The 15,765-nt window shown below is 65.0% G+C and carries 17 protein-coding genes; 5 read left to right on the plus strand and 12 right to left on the minus strand.

Annotated features, from left to right (window positions below):
• Positions 1–106 precede the first annotated feature (106 nt).
• Positions 107–364 carry a hypothetical protein gene (locus tag AC1RQC_RS24150; RefSeq protein WP_416052717.1) on the plus strand — a complete coding sequence of 86 codons (258 nt, stop codon included), beginning with the start codon at positions 107–109 and terminating at the stop codon, positions 362–364.
• A 26-nt stretch (positions 365–390) separates the two neighbouring features.
• Here the strand turns inward: AC1RQC_RS24150 and AC1RQC_RS24155 are convergent, their stop codons facing one another.
• The 4 genes from AC1RQC_RS24155 to AC1RQC_RS24170 form a co-directional block, all read right to left on the minus strand.
• Entirely contained in the window at positions 391–597 is a 207-nt protein-coding gene (locus AC1RQC_RS24155) for a hypothetical protein (protein WP_492371169.1), read from the minus strand.
• 187 nt (positions 598–784) lie between these two features.
• Positions 785–1,321 (minus strand): MFS transporter, encoded by a 537-nt coding sequence (locus AC1RQC_RS24160; protein WP_492884841.1) that lies wholly within the window; start codon positions 1,319–1,321, stop codon positions 785–787.
• 132 nt (positions 1,322–1,453) lie between these two features.
• Positions 1,454–2,209 carry a hypothetical protein gene (locus AC1RQC_RS24165; RefSeq protein ID WP_492371171.1) on the minus strand — a complete coding sequence of 252 codons (756 nt, stop codon included), beginning with the start codon at positions 2,207–2,209 and terminating at the stop codon, positions 1,454–1,456.
• Positions 2,210–2,464: 255 nt separating this feature from the next.
• On the minus strand, positions 2,465–2,641 hold the full coding sequence (locus AC1RQC_RS24170) for a hypothetical protein (protein ID WP_492811863.1): 177 nt from the start codon (positions 2,639–2,641) through the stop codon (positions 2,465–2,467).
• Positions 2,642–2,953: 312 nt separating this feature from the next.
• On the opposite strand from AC1RQC_RS24170, the gene AC1RQC_RS24175 reads away from it, so the two are divergent.
• Complete coding sequence (locus AC1RQC_RS24175; protein ID WP_492884843.1) at positions 2,954–4,378, plus strand: DUF1254 domain-containing protein; 1,425 nt, start codon at positions 2,954–2,956, stop codon at positions 4,376–4,378.
• Between the two features lie 74 nt (positions 4,379–4,452).
• Here AC1RQC_RS24175 and AC1RQC_RS24180 read toward each other — a convergent pair whose 3' ends face one another.
• Entirely contained in the window at positions 4,453–6,570 is a 2,118-nt protein-coding gene (locus tag AC1RQC_RS24180) for a TonB-dependent receptor family protein (RefSeq protein WP_492884845.1), read from the minus strand.
• A gap of 258 nt (positions 6,571–6,828) precedes the next feature.
• Complete coding sequence (gene metE / locus AC1RQC_RS24185) at positions 6,829–9,216, minus strand: 5-methyltetrahydropteroyltriglutamate--homocysteine S-methyltransferase (protein ID WP_492884847.1); 2,388 nt, start codon at positions 9,214–9,216, stop codon at positions 6,829–6,831.
• A 153-nt stretch (positions 9,217–9,369) separates the two neighbouring features.
• Here metE and AC1RQC_RS24190 point away from each other — a divergent pair, with 153 nt between their 5' ends.
• The gene (locus AC1RQC_RS24190) at positions 9,370–10,293 is read left to right on the plus strand and encodes a LysR family transcriptional regulator (protein ID WP_006156332.1); all 924 of its coding nucleotides are present in this window, start codon (positions 9,370–9,372) and stop codon (positions 10,291–10,293) included.
• 10 nt (positions 10,294–10,303) lie between these two features.
• Here AC1RQC_RS24190 and AC1RQC_RS24195 read toward each other — a convergent pair whose 3' ends face one another.
• On the minus strand, positions 10,304–11,233 hold the full coding sequence (locus tag AC1RQC_RS24195) for a diacylglycerol kinase catalytic domain-containing protein (RefSeq protein WP_150984653.1): 930 nt from the start codon (positions 11,231–11,233) through the stop codon (positions 10,304–10,306).
• A gap of 80 nt (positions 11,234–11,313) precedes the next feature.
• Positions 11,314–12,345, minus strand: coding sequence for an SPFH domain-containing protein (locus AC1RQC_RS24200; protein WP_492884849.1), 1,032 nt, complete (start codon positions 12,343–12,345; stop codon positions 11,314–11,316).
• A gap of 182 nt (positions 12,346–12,527) precedes the next feature.
• On the opposite strand from AC1RQC_RS24200, the gene AC1RQC_RS24205 reads away from it, so the two are divergent.
• Positions 12,528–13,241, plus strand: a complete 714-nt coding sequence (locus AC1RQC_RS24205) for an NUDIX hydrolase (RefSeq protein ID WP_492884851.1) — start codon at positions 12,528–12,530, stop codon at positions 13,239–13,241.
• Positions 13,242–13,295: 54 nt separating this feature from the next.
• Here AC1RQC_RS24205 and AC1RQC_RS24210 read toward each other — a convergent pair whose 3' ends face one another.
• A complete protein-coding gene (locus AC1RQC_RS24210) occupies positions 13,296–13,616 on the minus strand; it encodes a hypothetical protein (RefSeq protein ID WP_492371179.1) in 321 nt (106 codons plus the stop codon).
• A gap of 172 nt (positions 13,617–13,788) precedes the next feature.
• On the opposite strand from AC1RQC_RS24210, the gene AC1RQC_RS24215 reads away from it, so the two are divergent.
• Positions 13,789–14,259 (plus strand): Lrp/AsnC family transcriptional regulator, encoded by a 471-nt coding sequence (locus AC1RQC_RS24215; protein ID WP_045240794.1) that lies wholly within the window; start codon positions 13,789–13,791, stop codon positions 14,257–14,259.
• A gap of 16 nt (positions 14,260–14,275) precedes the next feature.
• On the opposite strand, the gene bluB is transcribed toward AC1RQC_RS24215, so the two are convergent.
• The 3 genes from bluB to AC1RQC_RS24230 form a co-directional block, all read right to left on the minus strand.
• On the minus strand, positions 14,276–14,953 hold the full coding sequence (gene bluB, locus AC1RQC_RS24220; protein WP_492371180.1) for a 5,6-dimethylbenzimidazole synthase: 678 nt from the start codon (positions 14,951–14,953) through the stop codon (positions 14,276–14,278).
• Positions 14,954–15,074: 121 nt separating this feature from the next.
• Positions 15,075–15,494 carry a type II toxin-antitoxin system VapC family toxin gene (locus AC1RQC_RS24225; RefSeq protein ID WP_492371181.1) on the minus strand — a complete coding sequence of 140 codons (420 nt, stop codon included), beginning with the start codon at positions 15,492–15,494 and terminating at the stop codon, positions 15,075–15,077.
• Positions 15,491–15,736 carry a FitA-like ribbon-helix-helix domain-containing protein gene (locus AC1RQC_RS24230; protein WP_492371182.1) on the minus strand — a complete coding sequence of 82 codons (246 nt, stop codon included), beginning with the start codon at positions 15,734–15,736 and terminating at the stop codon, positions 15,491–15,493. The genes AC1RQC_RS24225 and AC1RQC_RS24230 overlap by 4 nt, the downstream gene beginning before the upstream one ends.
• Between the last annotated feature and the right edge of the window lie 29 nt (positions 15,737–15,765).

A 15,765-nucleotide genomic window follows, 5' to 3' on the forward strand; every position in this document is an offset into this window, starting at 1 on the left:
GGGCGATACCCTTCCCATGACGGCGTGCATGGACGCCGATTGTGCATCTCGATCGCGCGGAGTCGCTCATGCTACGATCCAGCCTCCGAATCAACGTGAGCTAACGATGTCGACAGCCTTCCTGATACTCAATCCGGCCCCGTCCGACGATGGCGAGCAAATCGGTTTTTCCATTGTGGCAAACGGCGTGGACAGCAGCGGCTTTGTTTCGCGCTCGGCGCTGGATGAACTGGCTCAGGGCCAGATTGGCAGCCACCTGGATATTTTCGAGCGTAATCTCGACCGCATCCAGGAAGTGGCCTTGCAGAAGTGGTCTGCGGACCCGTCTATTAACCCCGTCATGCTGGGGGACCACGATTTCTGATTGGGTCACGCGGCCCGCCGCACGCGCTACGCCTGCGAGAACGAGCGGACCAGCTTGGATTTCAGGGGCCAGGGGCGTGAGGCGAGAATCCAGATGCACAGCAGCGGCCCGATGAACGGCAGCAGCGCCAGATACGCGTAGAGGGGACCAAAATGGGCAGCCTTGAATACCTTCCTGAACGGGAAGAACCACAAGGCTTCGAAGAATAGGAATCCGAGTAGATAAAGCGTCATGGTTGTGCTTCCTGTGCGGCTCGCCTGGCGAAGCGTATGCCCCGCGCAGCCGCATTGTAGAACCCATTCGTTCGCTCACAATCCCGCCACTTCGGGGGATTTTTGCCGGTCCGGCATCCATACTTACGTCGCAATTCCGTGCGCCGCTGAGTCCTCCGCCCCCTCCCGCCACCTTCTTTGAAGCGGCTTAGCGCAGCGCGCGCTGCGCCACGGCGATCAGCGCCACGCCCATGCCCAGCAATATGACGGTCACCCAATCCATGCCGCCGGCGTTGAAGCCCAGGAAGAGGGGCCGGCGCTCTTCACGGGCGGCTGCCAGCTGGATGATGATGCGCGACGCGGTGAACAGGCCACCCGCGCCAAGACCCTGCACCGCGCGCGCCAGGCTCAGTTCGAGCGGTGTATTGCAGACGGCGCAAAGCGCGGCGCCCACGGTGGCGATGAGCAGGCCGAGCAGGGTAAATCCGCGATAGCTGATGTCCTGCGCGATGCGCCGCAGCACCAGGTTGGCAACGGTGGCCGCGGCGGCATAGGAGGTGAGGCTCCAGAGAAAGTCCTCAGGCGAGGCGTGAATGCCACCCCGGATATGGGTGCCCGCGACGCCCATCATGGACGACGCCACGAAGTCCACGCCGGTGGTGCAGCCCAGGGTAAAGGCGAAGAGATAAACCTGCGCAGCCGACAGGTCAGGGTGCTTGCCCAGCATCGCACTGCCAGTTGCCATGACGGTCCCATCGATCGCGTAGATGCAATTCGCAGTCTGGCGCCGCTGGGGCGACGACCCGCTTACCCAGTATCGGCGAAATGATCCGGGCGCCCAAGCGGAACCGATGGGGGATGACAGGAGGGCGTGGCTTCAGGCCCGCGGCCTGGTGTGCTGGAACGCGTCAAGCAGCCGGTCGCGCAACGCGCGCCACGCGCGCGGCACCGTGCTGAGCCCGGCGGTCAGGCCGGGATCATAATAGTGGACGATCAATGAGCGGCGCTCGCCCGCCTCGGCATGCAGGTTGGCATGCAGCGTGACGAAGCCGTTGAACGCATAGACATTGCCCGGCACACAGGCGATGCGGTCGCACTGGTGCTCGGCAAGATGGCGGAAGGTCTGCGCGCGGCGGATGACGAACGGCAGGTTACGCAACAGGATCAGCCGGATCTTCGCAACGATATTCGACATGGCCGTCACCGCATGGCGCTGGCGCCGGTAGATGATCAGGTCCCCGTTTTCCTGGGTGGCCTGCGCCTCTTGCAGCGGAATCAGCAGCGTCAGGATATGGGAGTCGTAATGCCGCAGGTGGCTCTGGGCGGGCAAGCCGCTATTGACACAGCGCAGCACGCACAGTGGCGGCTCGCCGTTGAGCTCCCAGCCGGCCTTGCGTGCCCATCGTCTTGAGATCTCGCAGGCCTGCCGTTCGGCCAGTTGAAAGCCTTCGTTTTGCCGCAGCATGTCTGCAAATTGCACGGCTGCCTGCGTGGCGCGGCGGCCATCCGCCGGCCGCCACGTTTCCCGGCTGGCGTCGATTGCCGCATTGATCTCGTCGAGCAGATGTCGAGTCACGACGCCTTCGAATACCTGGAGCCCGGGCGGCTCCGCGTCGATGTCGTAGTCATGCATCGCATGTTGCTCCGCTTCCCGCTCCACTCCGGCCAGTGCAAGGGCCGGGAAGGGGGCGATATGTTGCGGCCGGCCACAAATGGCCCGCCGCTACCGGACGAGGCGCGGCTCGCGTTGCCGGCCTTCCTCCTGATGATCTTGCGCAGGCCGCCGCTGGCATCGATTGGAGTTGCCAGGGAAGAAAACGCGGGCGGTCCCATGTCCGGTGTTATGAATCTACGGCTTCCGAGCGTTACCGAACGGACAAAACTACTTTCAGATCCGCCAGACGACACAATCCGAGTCGCTTCGCTTGTGCGCTTTGTCATGCACTTCTGGATGTTGCGCGTACGGGTGCGCGCCGCAGCCCCACGCGCTCAGGCTCCGGCTTTGCCGGGCAGCGATCCAGGCCGAATATGTTGGGAAAATAATGGATTCCAGGGGCTTGGTCATATTAATTTCATCAGACGGCTCTTATCGGTAAGATAATCATCAAGGTAATCGCCAAGGTAATTTCCAAGATAAGCGCAGTCGTAATGAGAGGCTGCACCGGACCATCAGCTTTCCAGTCAAATGCATTGCTTGGGGGCAGCGTTGGTGGGCGTTGGTGCGTTTGCCCTCACTGTTTACCGTTGTTCAATTGACAACTCCGGTTGCCGGGAACATCATCGCTCGGGAAAATAGACGCGCCTCTGTGCAACGATGTCGCCCGTTCGTCGGCGAAAATTGCATGGAAGGTAGCCATTCCGACGAGGAACCGGGGTCATGATTATTTCGCTACGCCGAATTGCGAGCGCGCTTGCGCTCGGTCTGCTGTTGTCTGCCTGCGCCGCGGGCCCGCAAACTTCCGCGGCGCCGCAGCCAGCTTCGCCGCCGTCCGATGGGGCGATCAAGGCTTTATCTGCCCGGATTTTTGTCTACGCCTATCCGCTGGTGCTGATGGATGTCACGCGTGAGGTCATGAGTGCCCGCGTGCCGGCCAATACCTTCTCGCATAAGCGCAGTTTCCCGGATGCCACCTTCACCGACGTCGTCAGCCCGAATGCCGATACGCTCTATTCGACGGCATGGCTGGATTTGTCCGGCGGCCCGGTGATCCTCTCGCTGCCCGACACGCACGGGCGTTATTACCTGATGCCGCTGATGGACGCCTGGACCAACGTCTTCGCGTCGCCGGGCAAGCGCACCGCGGGCACCAAAAAAGCGGTCTACGCCGTAACGGGGCCGATGTGGAACGGCACCTTGCCGCCAGGGGTCACTGAAATCCGCTCGCCGACCGAGATGGTGTGGCTGATCGGCCGTACGCAAACCAATGGCAAGCAGGATTACGCAGCGGTCCGCCGCCTGCAGGACCAATATCGCCTGGCGCCGCTCTCCGCCTTGCAGCGTAGCGGCAAGGCGCGGCCCAAGCCCGCCGAGGCGATGCTGCCCGAAGCGGTTCCGGTGGATGTGGAAACGCCGCCCGTTGAGCAGGTGGCGGCGATGGACGCGCAGGCGTTCTTCACCCGTTTCGCCGAACTGCTGCCGGCCAATCCTCCGGCCGCGGCCGATGCGGCCATGGTGGAATCGATCAAGCAGTTCGGGATCGTTTCGGGCATGCCCTTCTCCGTGACCGCGCTGGAGCCATCGACGGCCCGCGCGGTGCAGGAGGGCGCCACCGCTGCCCTGGCGGGTATCGTGGCCATGGCCAAGCGCGGTGGCGGCGAAGGGGACGGCAAATGGACCGTGCACCGGGATCTCGGCAACTACGGCACGGCCTACGGCAAGCGCGCGCTGGTGGCCTGGGTTGGGCTTGGCGCCAACCTGCCGGCGGACGCGCTGTATCCCAGCACGCGGGTCGACGCCGCCGGCAAGCCGTTGAACGGGGCAAACCGCTACGTGATGCATTTCAACAAGGGCCAGATGCCGCCGAGCATGGCCTTCTGGTCACTGACGCTCTATAACGACAAGCAGGCGTTTGTCGCCAATCCGCTCAACCGCTATGCCATCGGGGACCGCGACCGGCTGCGGTACAACCGTGACGGCTCGCTCGATATCTATATTCAGAATGCGCGCCCAGCGGGCAAGCGGGTGGTCAACTGGCTGCCGGCGCCGCCTGATGGCTTCAACCTGATGATGCGGGTGTATTGGCCCCGGCAGGTGATGCTGGACGGCACTTGGAGCACGCCGCCGGTGATGCGGGTGGAGTGATTGCGGGCCCCAAGCCGCGCCTTGTCATGAAAAAAACCCGCCGAGGCGGGTTTTTTTCATGACAAGGCGCAGGCTCAGAACTTGTATTTGACGCCGGCATAGAGCGCGCGGCCTGAACCGGGATAGAACACCGCGGTGTTGGCTGTCCGCGCATCGGCCACGGTGCTGAAGTCGCTCACATAGCGCTTGTTGCCGAGATTGCGTGCATCCAGGAACACCGTCACGCCGCGCTGGAATTCGTAGCTGGCCTGCAGGCCAAACAGCACGTAGCCAGGCGTACGCAGCGTGTTGGCGTAGTCGACATAGGCGCCGCCCGGCACCCAGTCGATGGTGCCGGCAACGCGCAGCCCGGCCGCGCGGCTGTAGGCAATGGTGGTGCGCAGCACGTGCTCGGGTATGCCGGCGATGCGGTTGTTGCCGTACTGCGGATCCTTGTCGAAGCGCAAGTCGCTGTAGTTCCACAGTTGCGACAGCGTGAGCTTGTCGCCGGAGCCGAACAGGTTTTGCAGCACGTCGCCGCTGACGCCGAGCTCCACGCCTTGCAGCGTGGTGCGGTTGGCGTTGAAGGTAGCGGCCGGGATATTCGGATTGGTGGTGTATTGCAGCAACTGGTCGCGCACCAGCGAGCGATAGGCCGTCACGTCCCAGGAGAACCGTTCGCGCTTGCCCCGCGTGCCCAGCTCAAGTGTCCAGCCGCGCTGCGCGCTTAGTGGCACAAAGCGGGTGGTGGTGGCCATGGTCTGGCTCAGGTCGGTAAAGTCGGGTACGTCCGCGCTGCGCGTGATGTCGGCAAATGCCTGCACGTCAGGCACCGGCTCCCACAGCACGCCGAATTTCGGGTTCACGCCGCTGTAGGTGGCGCTATCGGACTTGGCCGTGGGATTGGCCGGCAGGCCACCGTAGTCCTGATAGCGGCGGACATTGCGGTAGGCCTTGGCACCGGCCATTAGCGCGATGGTGGGGGTCACGTAAAGGCGGTCTTCGAGATAGGCCTCGTAGTTGTACGCATCCTGCGCGGCGTTAAGCGTCTGCGCGCCGCGGTTGCCGGCGTTGTTGACGTACTGGCGCGCATCGTTGTTGCCGCCGAAGAAGCGCGCGCCGACGATGAGCTGGTTGCGCAGGCCGCCGATGGTCTGGGTGCCGGTGTAGCGCGGCGCGAAGCCATAGGTCCAGTAGTCCTGGTCGATGACCTGGAAGATCGGGTGGTACAGGCTCTTGTGGATGACCCAGGTGCTGACATCGAGCTGGCCGCTGTCGAGCTTGACGGTGGTGACATTGGCCACGCGCTCGGTGCGGGTGTTGCGCGCCTGGTCGCCGGACAGCGCGGCCGGCGCGGCCTTCTTCGGATCGTTCAGCGCATCGGTGAGCGACAGCGCGCCGGGCAATTGCTGGTCGACGATATAGGCGCCCACGTAGAAACGGGTTTCCACCGCCGGGCTGAACCGATAGCCGAAGTTGGCGTTGAACTGCTCGTACTGGCCGCGCTCGTGCGCACGGAATCCGTCCGAGTGGTTGACGCTCAGGTTGGCGAGAAAGTCGAAGGCGCCGATCTGGCGCGAGACCTGGCCGCTGGCGCGCGCCGTGCCGAAGCTGCCGCCATCGACGCGCACCTGGTTGGGCGCATCGGCGGTGAGCGCGGTGGGCGTGGTGAAGTTGATCGCACCTCCCAGCGTGGTGGTACCGTAGGCCAGCCCGTTGCCGCCCTTGTAGATCTCGGCCGCGCTCAGGCCGAGCGGGTCGATCTGGTAGTAGTCGCCGCTGCCGTCGGCAAAGTTGGTGGGCACGCCATCTTGCAGGAGATCCAGGCCGCGCGCGTGATAGCCGCGCGCAACGCCCGAGCCGCGGATCGACAGGCGCAGTTCCTGGCCGTAGCGCTCCTGCACATACACGCCGGGCGCATCCTTGAGCACGTCGCGCAGATTGCTGGCATAGGTGTCGCTGTAGGACGCGGCGTCGACAAAGCCGACCGAGCCGGCCGTCTGGTCCAGTGCCTGTTGTTGCTGCTGCACGTTCGGCGCGGTGAGCGAGCCTGGGGCCTTGGCCGTAACGGTCGCCGCAGGTAACGTGACAGCTGCATCGGGTGTGGCGGGCGCGCTGGCCTGTGCGAGCGCGGCGGTGGTGAATGTGGTGAATGTGGTGAAGGCGGCGGCGGGCAGGGCGGCGCGCTGCTTCCAGTGTCTGGCTCGTTTCATGATTTCCCTTGTGGCGCCAAGCCTGCTTTGGGCCGCGCCTTTTAACCGTGCTTGGATAGCCGCGTACGATACGGAGGGAAGCCTGGTGTGCGCTATGTGACACAATGCCGCAACGTGCGCCCGGGGCAGTCTGTCCGTCGCGGTGCGGCGTTTTGCCGCTTTGCGTGCAAGAGAAAGTAAGACGGCCAACGGGCCGGCATGCGAGGCATGCCGGCCCGTTGGCTTGGTAGGACTTGATCGGACCCGACTGGGCGCGGATCAGGCTGCCTGGTTAGCGCAATCGACGCAACCCGCTGCGTGCGCGGCGCCATGGTGTGCCGCGTGCCCGCCCAGCCCGGTGCGGCGGGTGGCGCGCTGCCACTTGGTCGCGCTGTCCTTGCCGATCTGCTCGCGCAGACTGCGCGCGGCGGCGACCATATTGGCCAGCGCGGCTTCGGTTTCGGGCCAGGCGCGCGTCTTCAGCCCGCAGTCCGGATTGACCCACAGCCGTTGCGGCGGAATCACCTCGCAGGCGCGCTCCAGCAGGTGCGTGATGGCTTCCACGCTAGGCACGCGCGGCGAGTGGATGTCGTATACGCCCGGTCCGATCTCGTTGGGGTAGTCGAACTCGCCGAAGCCTTCGAGCAGCTCCATGGCGGAGCGCGAGGTTTCGATGGTGATCACGTCGGCGTCCAGCGCGGCAATGGCGGGCAGGATGTCGTTGAACTCGGCGTAGCACATGTGGGTGTGGATCTGCGTTTCATCCGCCACCGAGGCGGCCGAGATCTTGAACGCATGCACGGCCCAGTCCAGGTACGCGGCCCAGTCGCCCTTGCGCAGCGGCAAGCCTTCGCGCAGCGCGGGCTCGTCGATCTGGATGATGCGGATGCCGGCTTGTTCCAGGTCCGAGACCTCGTCGCGGATCGCCAGCGCGAGTTGCAGCGTGGTGGTGGCGCGCGGCTGGTCGTCGCGCACGAAGGACCATTGCAGCATGGTGACGGGGCCGGTGAGCATGCCCTTCATCGGACGCTCGGTGAGCGATTGCGCATAGCGCGTGGTTTCCACCGTCATCGGCTCGGGGCGATACACATCGCCGTAGATCACCGGCGGCTTGACGCAGCGCGAGCCATAGCTTTGCACCCAGCCGTTTTCGGTGAAGGTGTAGCCGCACAGCTGCTCGCCGAAATACTCGACCATGTCGTTGCGCTCGGCTTCACCATGCACCAGCACGTCCAGGCCGAGCGCTTCTTGCTTGCGCACGGCGGTCTCGATTTCACCGCGGATGCGCTGCAGGTATTCCAGCGCGCCGATCTCGCCGCGGCGGTAGGCGGCACGGGTCTGGCGGATTGCCGGCGTTTGCGGGAAGGAGCCGATGGTGGTGGTCGGCAGTGCCGGCAGCTGCAGCGCGGCGCGCTGGCGTTCGATGCGGGTCTGGAACGGGCTCTTGCGCTGGGCCATGGCAGCGGTGACTGCCGCGACGCGTGCCTGCACCTGCTGGTTGACCACGCGGCGCGAGCTGCGGCGCGAGGCCAGCGCGGCATCGGCGGCGGCCAGCTCGGGGGCGATCGCCGCCTCGCCTTCGTTCAAGGCGCGGGCCAGCACGCTGACCTCGGCCAGCTTCTCGGTGGCGAAGGCCAGCCAGGTCCTGATTTCCGCATCGAGCTTGCGCTCGGCCTCTAGCGAGACCGGCACGTGCAGCAGCGAGCAAGACGGCGCGACCCACAGGCGCTCGCCCAGTTCGGCATGCAGCGGTGCCAGCGCGGCCAGCGCGCGGCGCAGGTCGGTGCGCCAGATGTTGCGGCCGTCGATGACGCCGGCGGACAGCACCGCGCCGGCCGGCAGCACCTTGCGCCAGGCGTCGAGCTGCTGCGGTGCGCGCACCAGGTCGATGTGGAAGCCTTGCACCGGCAGGGCGGCGGCGCGTGCGGCGTGGTCGGCGGCGCTGTCGAAGTAGGTGGCCAGCAGCAGCTTGGCGCCGGACTTGGCCAGTTCGGCATAGGCGCCGTCATAGGCATCGAGCCATGCCGGCTCCAGGTCCAGGCACAGTGCGGGCTCGTCGATCTGTACCCATTCGATGCCGCGTTCGCGCAGGCGGGCCAGGATGCGGCCATAGGCGGCCACCAGGCTGGGCAGCAGGCTCAGGCGGTCGAAACCGTCCACGTGGGTCTTGGACAGCCACAGGTAGGTGACCGGCCCGATCAGCACCGGCTTGGCCTTGAGGCCCAGCGCCAGCGCTTCTTCCACTTCGTCGAAGAACCAGTCCACGCCGCCGTCGAAACGGGTGTCGGGGCCGAGTTCCGGGACCAGGTAGTGATAGTTGGTGTCGAACCACTTGGTCATTTCCATGGCCGGCTGGCCTTTGTTGCCACGGGCCAGCTCAAAATACTGCGCCAGGCTCAGCTGCTTCGGGTCGAAGCCGAAACGCGCGGGCAGGGCGCCGAGCAAGGCGCTCAGGCCCAGCACCTGGTCGTAGTAGGCGAAGTCGCCCACCGCCACGCTGTCCAGCCCGGCTTGCGCCTGCGACTGCCAGTGGCGCTGGCGCAGGCCGGCTGCTACCTGGCGCAGGCTGGCCTCGTCCGTTTCGCCGCGCCAGAACGCCTCCTGGGCGAATTTCAGTTCGCGCTGGGCGCCGATGCGCGGAAATCCAGCGATATGAGTGCGTGCCATGCAGTGCTCCGTATTGGGATATTGGGAATGTGACGATGGCGCACAGTGTGGAATCCAGCGTAAAATGAATCAAGCGATAAGATTTAATCAACGTATGAATCAATTTCATATCCTGCCATCCAGGCGCCATTCCTTACATTCCAGGAGCAAGCCGTGATCGAAGTCAGGCACCTGCGCTCGCTGGTAGCGATTGCCGAATCCGGCAAGCTCGCCACGGCCGCCGAGCGCGTGCACGTCAGCCAATCGGCGCTGTCCCATCAGATCAAAGGCATCGAGGCACACTACGGCCTGCCGCTGTTCGACCGCACCCGCCAGGGCCTGCGTTTCACGCCGGCCGGCGACCGGCTGCTGGCGCTGGCGCGCGAGACGCTGGCGGCCATCAGCACGGCCGAGCGTGACCTGGCCCGGCTCAAGGGCGACACGCGCGGCGAGTTGCGCATCGTGCTGGAGTGCCATACCTGCTTTGACTGGCTGATGCCCGTGATGGACGAATTCCGCCGGCGCTGGCCGGAGGTAGAGGTGGACCTGGTGGCGGGCTTCCACGCCGATCCCCTGGCGCTGTTGGCCGAGGGCCGCACGGACATGGTGATCGGCTCGATGCCGCCGGCCAAGCGCGGCCTGGCGGTGGCGCCGCTGTTCCGCTTCGAGATCCTCGCGGTGATCGCCAACGAGCACCGGCTGCGCAACAAGCGCCGGATCGAGGCGGCCGACCTGGACGGCGAAACGCTGATCACCTACCCGGTGCCGGAGCAGCGCATCGACCTGATCCGCGAAGTGCTGGAGCCCGCCGGCATCAAGCTGCAGCGGCGCACGGCGGAGCTGACGGTGGCCGTGCTGCAGCTGGTGGCCAGCCGCCGCGGCGTGGCAGCGCTGCCCAACTGGGGCGTGAAGAACTACGTCGACCACGATTACGTGCTGGCCAAGCGCATCGGCGCCAAGGGTTTGTGGAGCGAGCTCTATGCCACCACGCCGGCGCCGCTTGCGCAGCGCCCTTATGTGCGCGACTTTGTCTCCATCGTGCGCGATACCTGCGCGGCCGAGCTGGATGGGATCGAACTGCTGCCGGAGGGCGAATAAGGGGGCGGCCCTACTGCACGAGCTGCCCGCTACGCTCGGCCACGCCAATGCGGGCCTCGGTGCCCGCGTTGAATTGCAGGAAATCCGCTTCGATACCGTCGCTGAAGATCACGCCGGTTTCCGGCATCAACGAGCGCAGCACGATCTGCTCGCCGCGCGGCACGTTGCCGTAGACCAGCGTGGCCTGGCTGGCGCGGCTCGGAAAGGGCTCACGCACCGCAAACACCAGCCGGTCGGTATCCCATGGCAAGGGTTGATACGCGGCTTCGGCGCCACCGTCTGGCTGCGCAATGGCGCGCGCGCCGGTGACGATGCTCTTGAGCCAGGCAGTGGACCCAAGTCCCGTGGAGACAATGACGCCGCTCGACGACTGCACCTCGCTGCGCGCGCCGAGCTGGATCTCGTAGCGCGCCGAGGTGTGGCTGCGCGGCCCGATAAAGAAGTCGTTGACCGCGTACAGTACCTGCTGGTCCGATAGTTCGGCACGCGCCATGGTGACCGGGCGCGCGGGGCGGCGGTCCTGCATGGCTTCGGCCAGCACGCGCGCCAGGTCGCCCACCTTGAATGGCAGCAGCACACCGTCGTGGCGCGCCGGATCCGGGTTCACGCCGATTAGCGGCTGGCCGTTCAGGTATTTCATGGTGTTGGCAACCAGGCCGTCCTGGCCCAGCGCCACCACGATGTCTTCCGGGCCGAACAGGAAGTTGGGCAGGAACTGGCGGTCCACCACCTGCCGGCGCAGGTAGCGCGACAGCACGGCTGCCACCTGTTCGCGCGCGGCAAGATAGGTGTCGTGCTCACGCTGGTAATCGGTAATGTCCGCGCCCAGGTGTTCGAGGTAGAAGCGTGCCTGCGCCAGCGAGTGGTAGCGCGCCAGCAGCTCTTCCAGCCGTGTCTTGCGCGTCACCAGCACTACCTTGCGATCGGCGGTTGCGCTCATTGTTCTGGCTCCTTTTTCATTTAACTGCTTAATCCCGCTTGAAGCGTCTTAAAGCGTCTTGAAGCTGCGCGGATCTTCGGTTATTTTGCGCGGCCGCTGCTCTGTGGTGCCAGCAGCGACTGAAGCAGTTCCGGCGACATATTCAGCTGCCCGATCTTCTCGGCCTTGTCGGCAATCCCGCCGAAGGCCTGCGCGATCAACTGGCCCGGCGCCATGCCCGATGCGGCCAGCGCCTGCACGATGCGCGCGTCGGCGCCCTGCAGGGCCTGCATCACGGCGCCCAGACGGTGTGCCTCGGCCTCGGCGGTGGTGCGCGTGTTGTCGGCCTCCAGGCCCACGAACTCCTTGCGGCGTGCCTCCAGCGTGATCTGTGCCTCCATGGTGCTGGCCTCCAGTTCCGCCTGTTTCTTCTGCACCGCGGCTTCGGCTTCCATCTGGGTTTCCCGGATCGTGCGCTGCTTGAGCTCCACCGCGACTTCGGTGTCGAGCTCGCTTTCCTTGATGGCGCGTTCGTTTTCCACCGCGGCGTTGCGGCGGGCGTAGATGGCGTCGTCGGCCGCCTTCAGGATCTGCTCGCGGACCTCGGCTTCCAGCGCCCGCGCGGTTTCGGCGCGCGGCTTGACGGCCACCATCGAGAACGACAGGATTTCCAGGCCGAGGGCCAGCACGTCTGGATGCGCCTTGAGCGCGCCTTCGACCTGGCAGGCCATGCGGTCGGACGCCTGCAGCGCGGAGCGCAGCGTTTCGGCGCTCACGGCCTGCTGCACCAGTACCTCCACCACGCCCTCCACGCGGGTGCGCAGGTTCTGCGGATCCTCGGAGATGTAGTTGCGGCCGTCCGGCTTGAGCGCGAAATTGAGCATGGCGGCCGTCTTGCGCGGCTCGGTGATGCGGTAGGAGAGGTTGCCTTGCACGGTGACGGACTGGAAGTCGGTCGTGATCAGCTCGAAGATATACGGCAGGATCTGGCTGCCCACGGGCACCGCAACGAGGGATGTGGTGGGCGCGTAGTAGTAGAACGACTGGCCGCTGCCTTCGCGGATGATCTTGCCGCTCTTCATCTGCATCAGATAGGTGGTGGGATCTGCCTTGATGAATCGGATGCCGAACATGGTGGTCCTTTCCGGTGGTGGTGTTGGATTCGCCCGCGCCGGGCGCCTGGCATTAAGTGTGTCTGTGCCACTAATATAAGTGTGGCTGAGACACTTGTCAATCTATAATCCTGCGTGAATCGCTTCAATCGCTTCAATCGCTTGAGCCGCTTGAACCGCCTCCTTCCAGGAACGCCCGCCCGATGACGAAACCCACCACCTCCGCATTCCCGCGCCCGCTGACCACCGTCGACGTGGTCATCCTGACGATCCGTGCGGGGGCGCTGCAGGTCCTGCTCGTGCAGCGGCCGCAACAGTCCGGCGAGCCATTTCCTGGCCAATGGGCCTTGCCGGGCGGCTTTGTTGATATCGAACGCGACCAGGATCTGCAGGGCTGCGCGTTGCGCAAGCTGGCGGAGAAGACCGGGGTCAATAGTCCCTACCTGGAACAGGTAGGTAGTTGGGGCAGTGCCACGCGCGATCCGCGCGGATGGTCCACCACCCATGTCTACGTTGCCTTGCTGGCGGATGACACGCTGGCTCTGCAGAAGGGCGGCAACGCCGCCGACTTGCGCTGGGCGCCGGTGGAGGGCGATGGCGTGGGGATGGCGCTGGCCTTTGATCACGCCACGCTGCTGAGCGCCGCGCTCGGGCGCGTGCGGGGCAAGACCGAGTACACGTCGCTGCCCGCGCATTTGCTGCCGGCCGCGTTCACGTTAGGCGAACTGCAGCATGTCTACGAGATCGTGCTGGGCCGCCCTCTCGAAAAAAAGGCTTTCCGCACCCGCATGCTCGCGGCGGACTTGCTGGAAGACCTGGGCGCGCAAAAGGAGACCGGGCGCCGCCCGGCCTCCTTGTACCGCTTGCGTGAGCAGGCCGGCCTGGTCTACTTCACGCGCAGCTTCGAGCAGCGCTGAATCAGGCGGGCGCGGTGCCGGGTTGCGTACCGGGACCGGTTCTTTGGCAACGGCCTAGGCCAATGCCAGCGAAGGTTCCGCCACGTCACGCCGTGCCTCGATGCGCGCCGGCGCCTCGGCGGCACCCTCGCCCGGCGCCGCTATCTCGAAGACCTCCAGCACGTCCACGCCGTTTTCCAGGCGCCTGACGAACAGGTCCAGCCGGTCCGCATCTTCCGCGCCGACCGACAATGTGAGCTGGTAGGGCGCGGCTGCTTGCCCGAAGCACAGGTCGATCAGGTGCAGGCCGGTGCGGCGGGCGTTGGCCAGCGTCCATTCGACGGCGCCGAAGAGGTCAGTGCGGTCCAGCCGCAGGGCGAGGTTCAAGGTTGACATGGTATCGGCGGCAGTTTTAGTGGGGTTTGTGGCCGGGAAGGCATGCGACAAATTTACCAGCGCCACCCCAGAATGGGTTTCTTTATTGCCTCCTGTTTTGATTAATTTGGAGATGAATTATCTGTGAGTGGTAGAGTTGATGGTGATTCCTTCCTTATCGTAGGCAGAAGACATGGCAACCTCCCCAAAACTGGACGAAACCGACCGCCGCATCCTGCGTGCGCTGCGGCGCGACGGCAGGCTCTCCAACCTCAAGCTGGCCGAGCAGGTTGGCTTGTCGCCCACGCCGTGCTGGAACCGCGTGCGCGCTTTGGAAGAAAGCGGTGTAATCGAGGGCTATGCGGCCCTGCTGAACCAGAAGGCGCTCGGCCTGCCCGATACGGTGCTGATCGAGGTCACGCTGGACCGGCACGACGATGACATGCTGGATCGCTTCGGCGAAGCGCTGGCCGAATTGCCGGAAGTGATGGAGGCGTACCTGCTCACCGGTGAATACGATTACCTGATCAAGGTAGCGGTGGCGGGCACGGAAGGGTATGAGGAATTCCTGCGCCACAAGCTCTACAAGCTGCCGGGCTTGCGGCACAGCCATTCCACTTTCGTGCTGCGCTGCATGAAGCGGGAGCCGTCAGTGGCGCCTTGAGTGGCCAGATGGGGCTTCAGGCGTCCGGCCGGTCCCAGGTGTCCGTGGACATCAGGTCCGCGAGCGGGCGGCCCTGGCGCCAGCCTTCCAGCTCCAGCATCGGCGCGGGATAGAAGGCCTGCACGGGGCCGAGGCAGAGAATGGCGATAGGCTGGCCACCCGGGGGCAACCGCAACAGCGCCGCCAGCGCGTCGGGCGCGAACATCGAGACCCAGCCCAGCCCGAGGTTCTCCACGCGCGCCGCCAGCCAGAGGTTTTCAATGGCGCAGGCCGCCGAGCACAGCGCCATCTCGCGCGGCATGGTGCGCCGGCCAAACACGGTGCCGTCATCCGGTGCCATCGCCACCACCAACAGCTCGGCGCACTCGCGCACGCCTTCCACCTTCAGCCGCAGGAATTCGCCATCGCGCTCGCCCAGTGCCACGGCGGTCTTTTGCCGTTCGGCCTCGACCAGCGCGGCGATCTCTTCCCGCAAGGCGGCATCGGCGACGCGGATAAAGCGCCACGGCTGCATCAGCCCCACCGAGGGCGCACTGTGCGCGGCCCGCAGCAGGCGCATCAGGACAGCCTCATCGACCGACGCGCCCGCAATGAAATGCCGCATGTCGCGCCGCGACGCGATGAGACGGTAGAAGCTCTCCTGTTCCTCGGGCGAGAAAACGGCGGAGTAGCTTTCGGTCAGGGGTGCAGGCATCGCGGGGCGCAAGGGCAAAAGCCGGCATTGTATGCCTGTGCGAAGCGGCGGATCGCAAGGTGGGCTTGCGAGGGCCACGGTCAGGACGTAGCGCTGAGTCTTTGCGCTGACACGCTTGATGTTACTCGAGCCAAGGATTCACCAAGCTCAGGCCTATTCCTTCGAAGTCCTTGCCGTTGCGAGTGGCAAGCACGGCGCCGTGGTGACGGCAAATAGCTGCAATCTGCGCATCTGCCATGCTGACGGGCCGTCCAGATCGCTCCCGCTGAGCTACGACTGCGGCGTAATGGGGGGCCGTATGTTCGTCGAATGGAAGCACCATGCCCGCGAATTCGTCTGCGATCATTTGGAGTGCCGCTTCCTGGAGCCCGCTTTTCCTTTGCCCTTCGGGCAAACGGGCAATGCCATATAGAAGTTCAGCAACAGTCACCGCCGTAATCGCGTATTCATGTTGTGAGTGCAGGTCGAGCCAACGTATTACCGCTGGCTCTGGCTGGCCTCGCATGAATTCGGATAGCACATTGGTATCAAGTACGATCATTCGGGTAAATCCGCGGCTCGCGGTTGGTCGTCGCGCGGGGGAAGCTCGAGCCCTGGATCGGACAGGCTTGCGAAGCGCTGGCGCAGTCGACTTCCAAATGCGCCGGGGCCAGGGGGTTTGTTCAGCGCACGCCGCAGAATGGCGCGAACTTCCTCTTCCATCGAGTGGCCGTGCTGCGCGGCCTCCATGCGCAAACGTGCCTTGAGTTCCTCATCAAGATTCCGGATGGTCAATGTCGCCATGTCAATCTCCTGTGCTAGCAATGCATGCA

This window comes from Cupriavidus sp. GW822-FHT03E04, assembly GCF_058801495.1.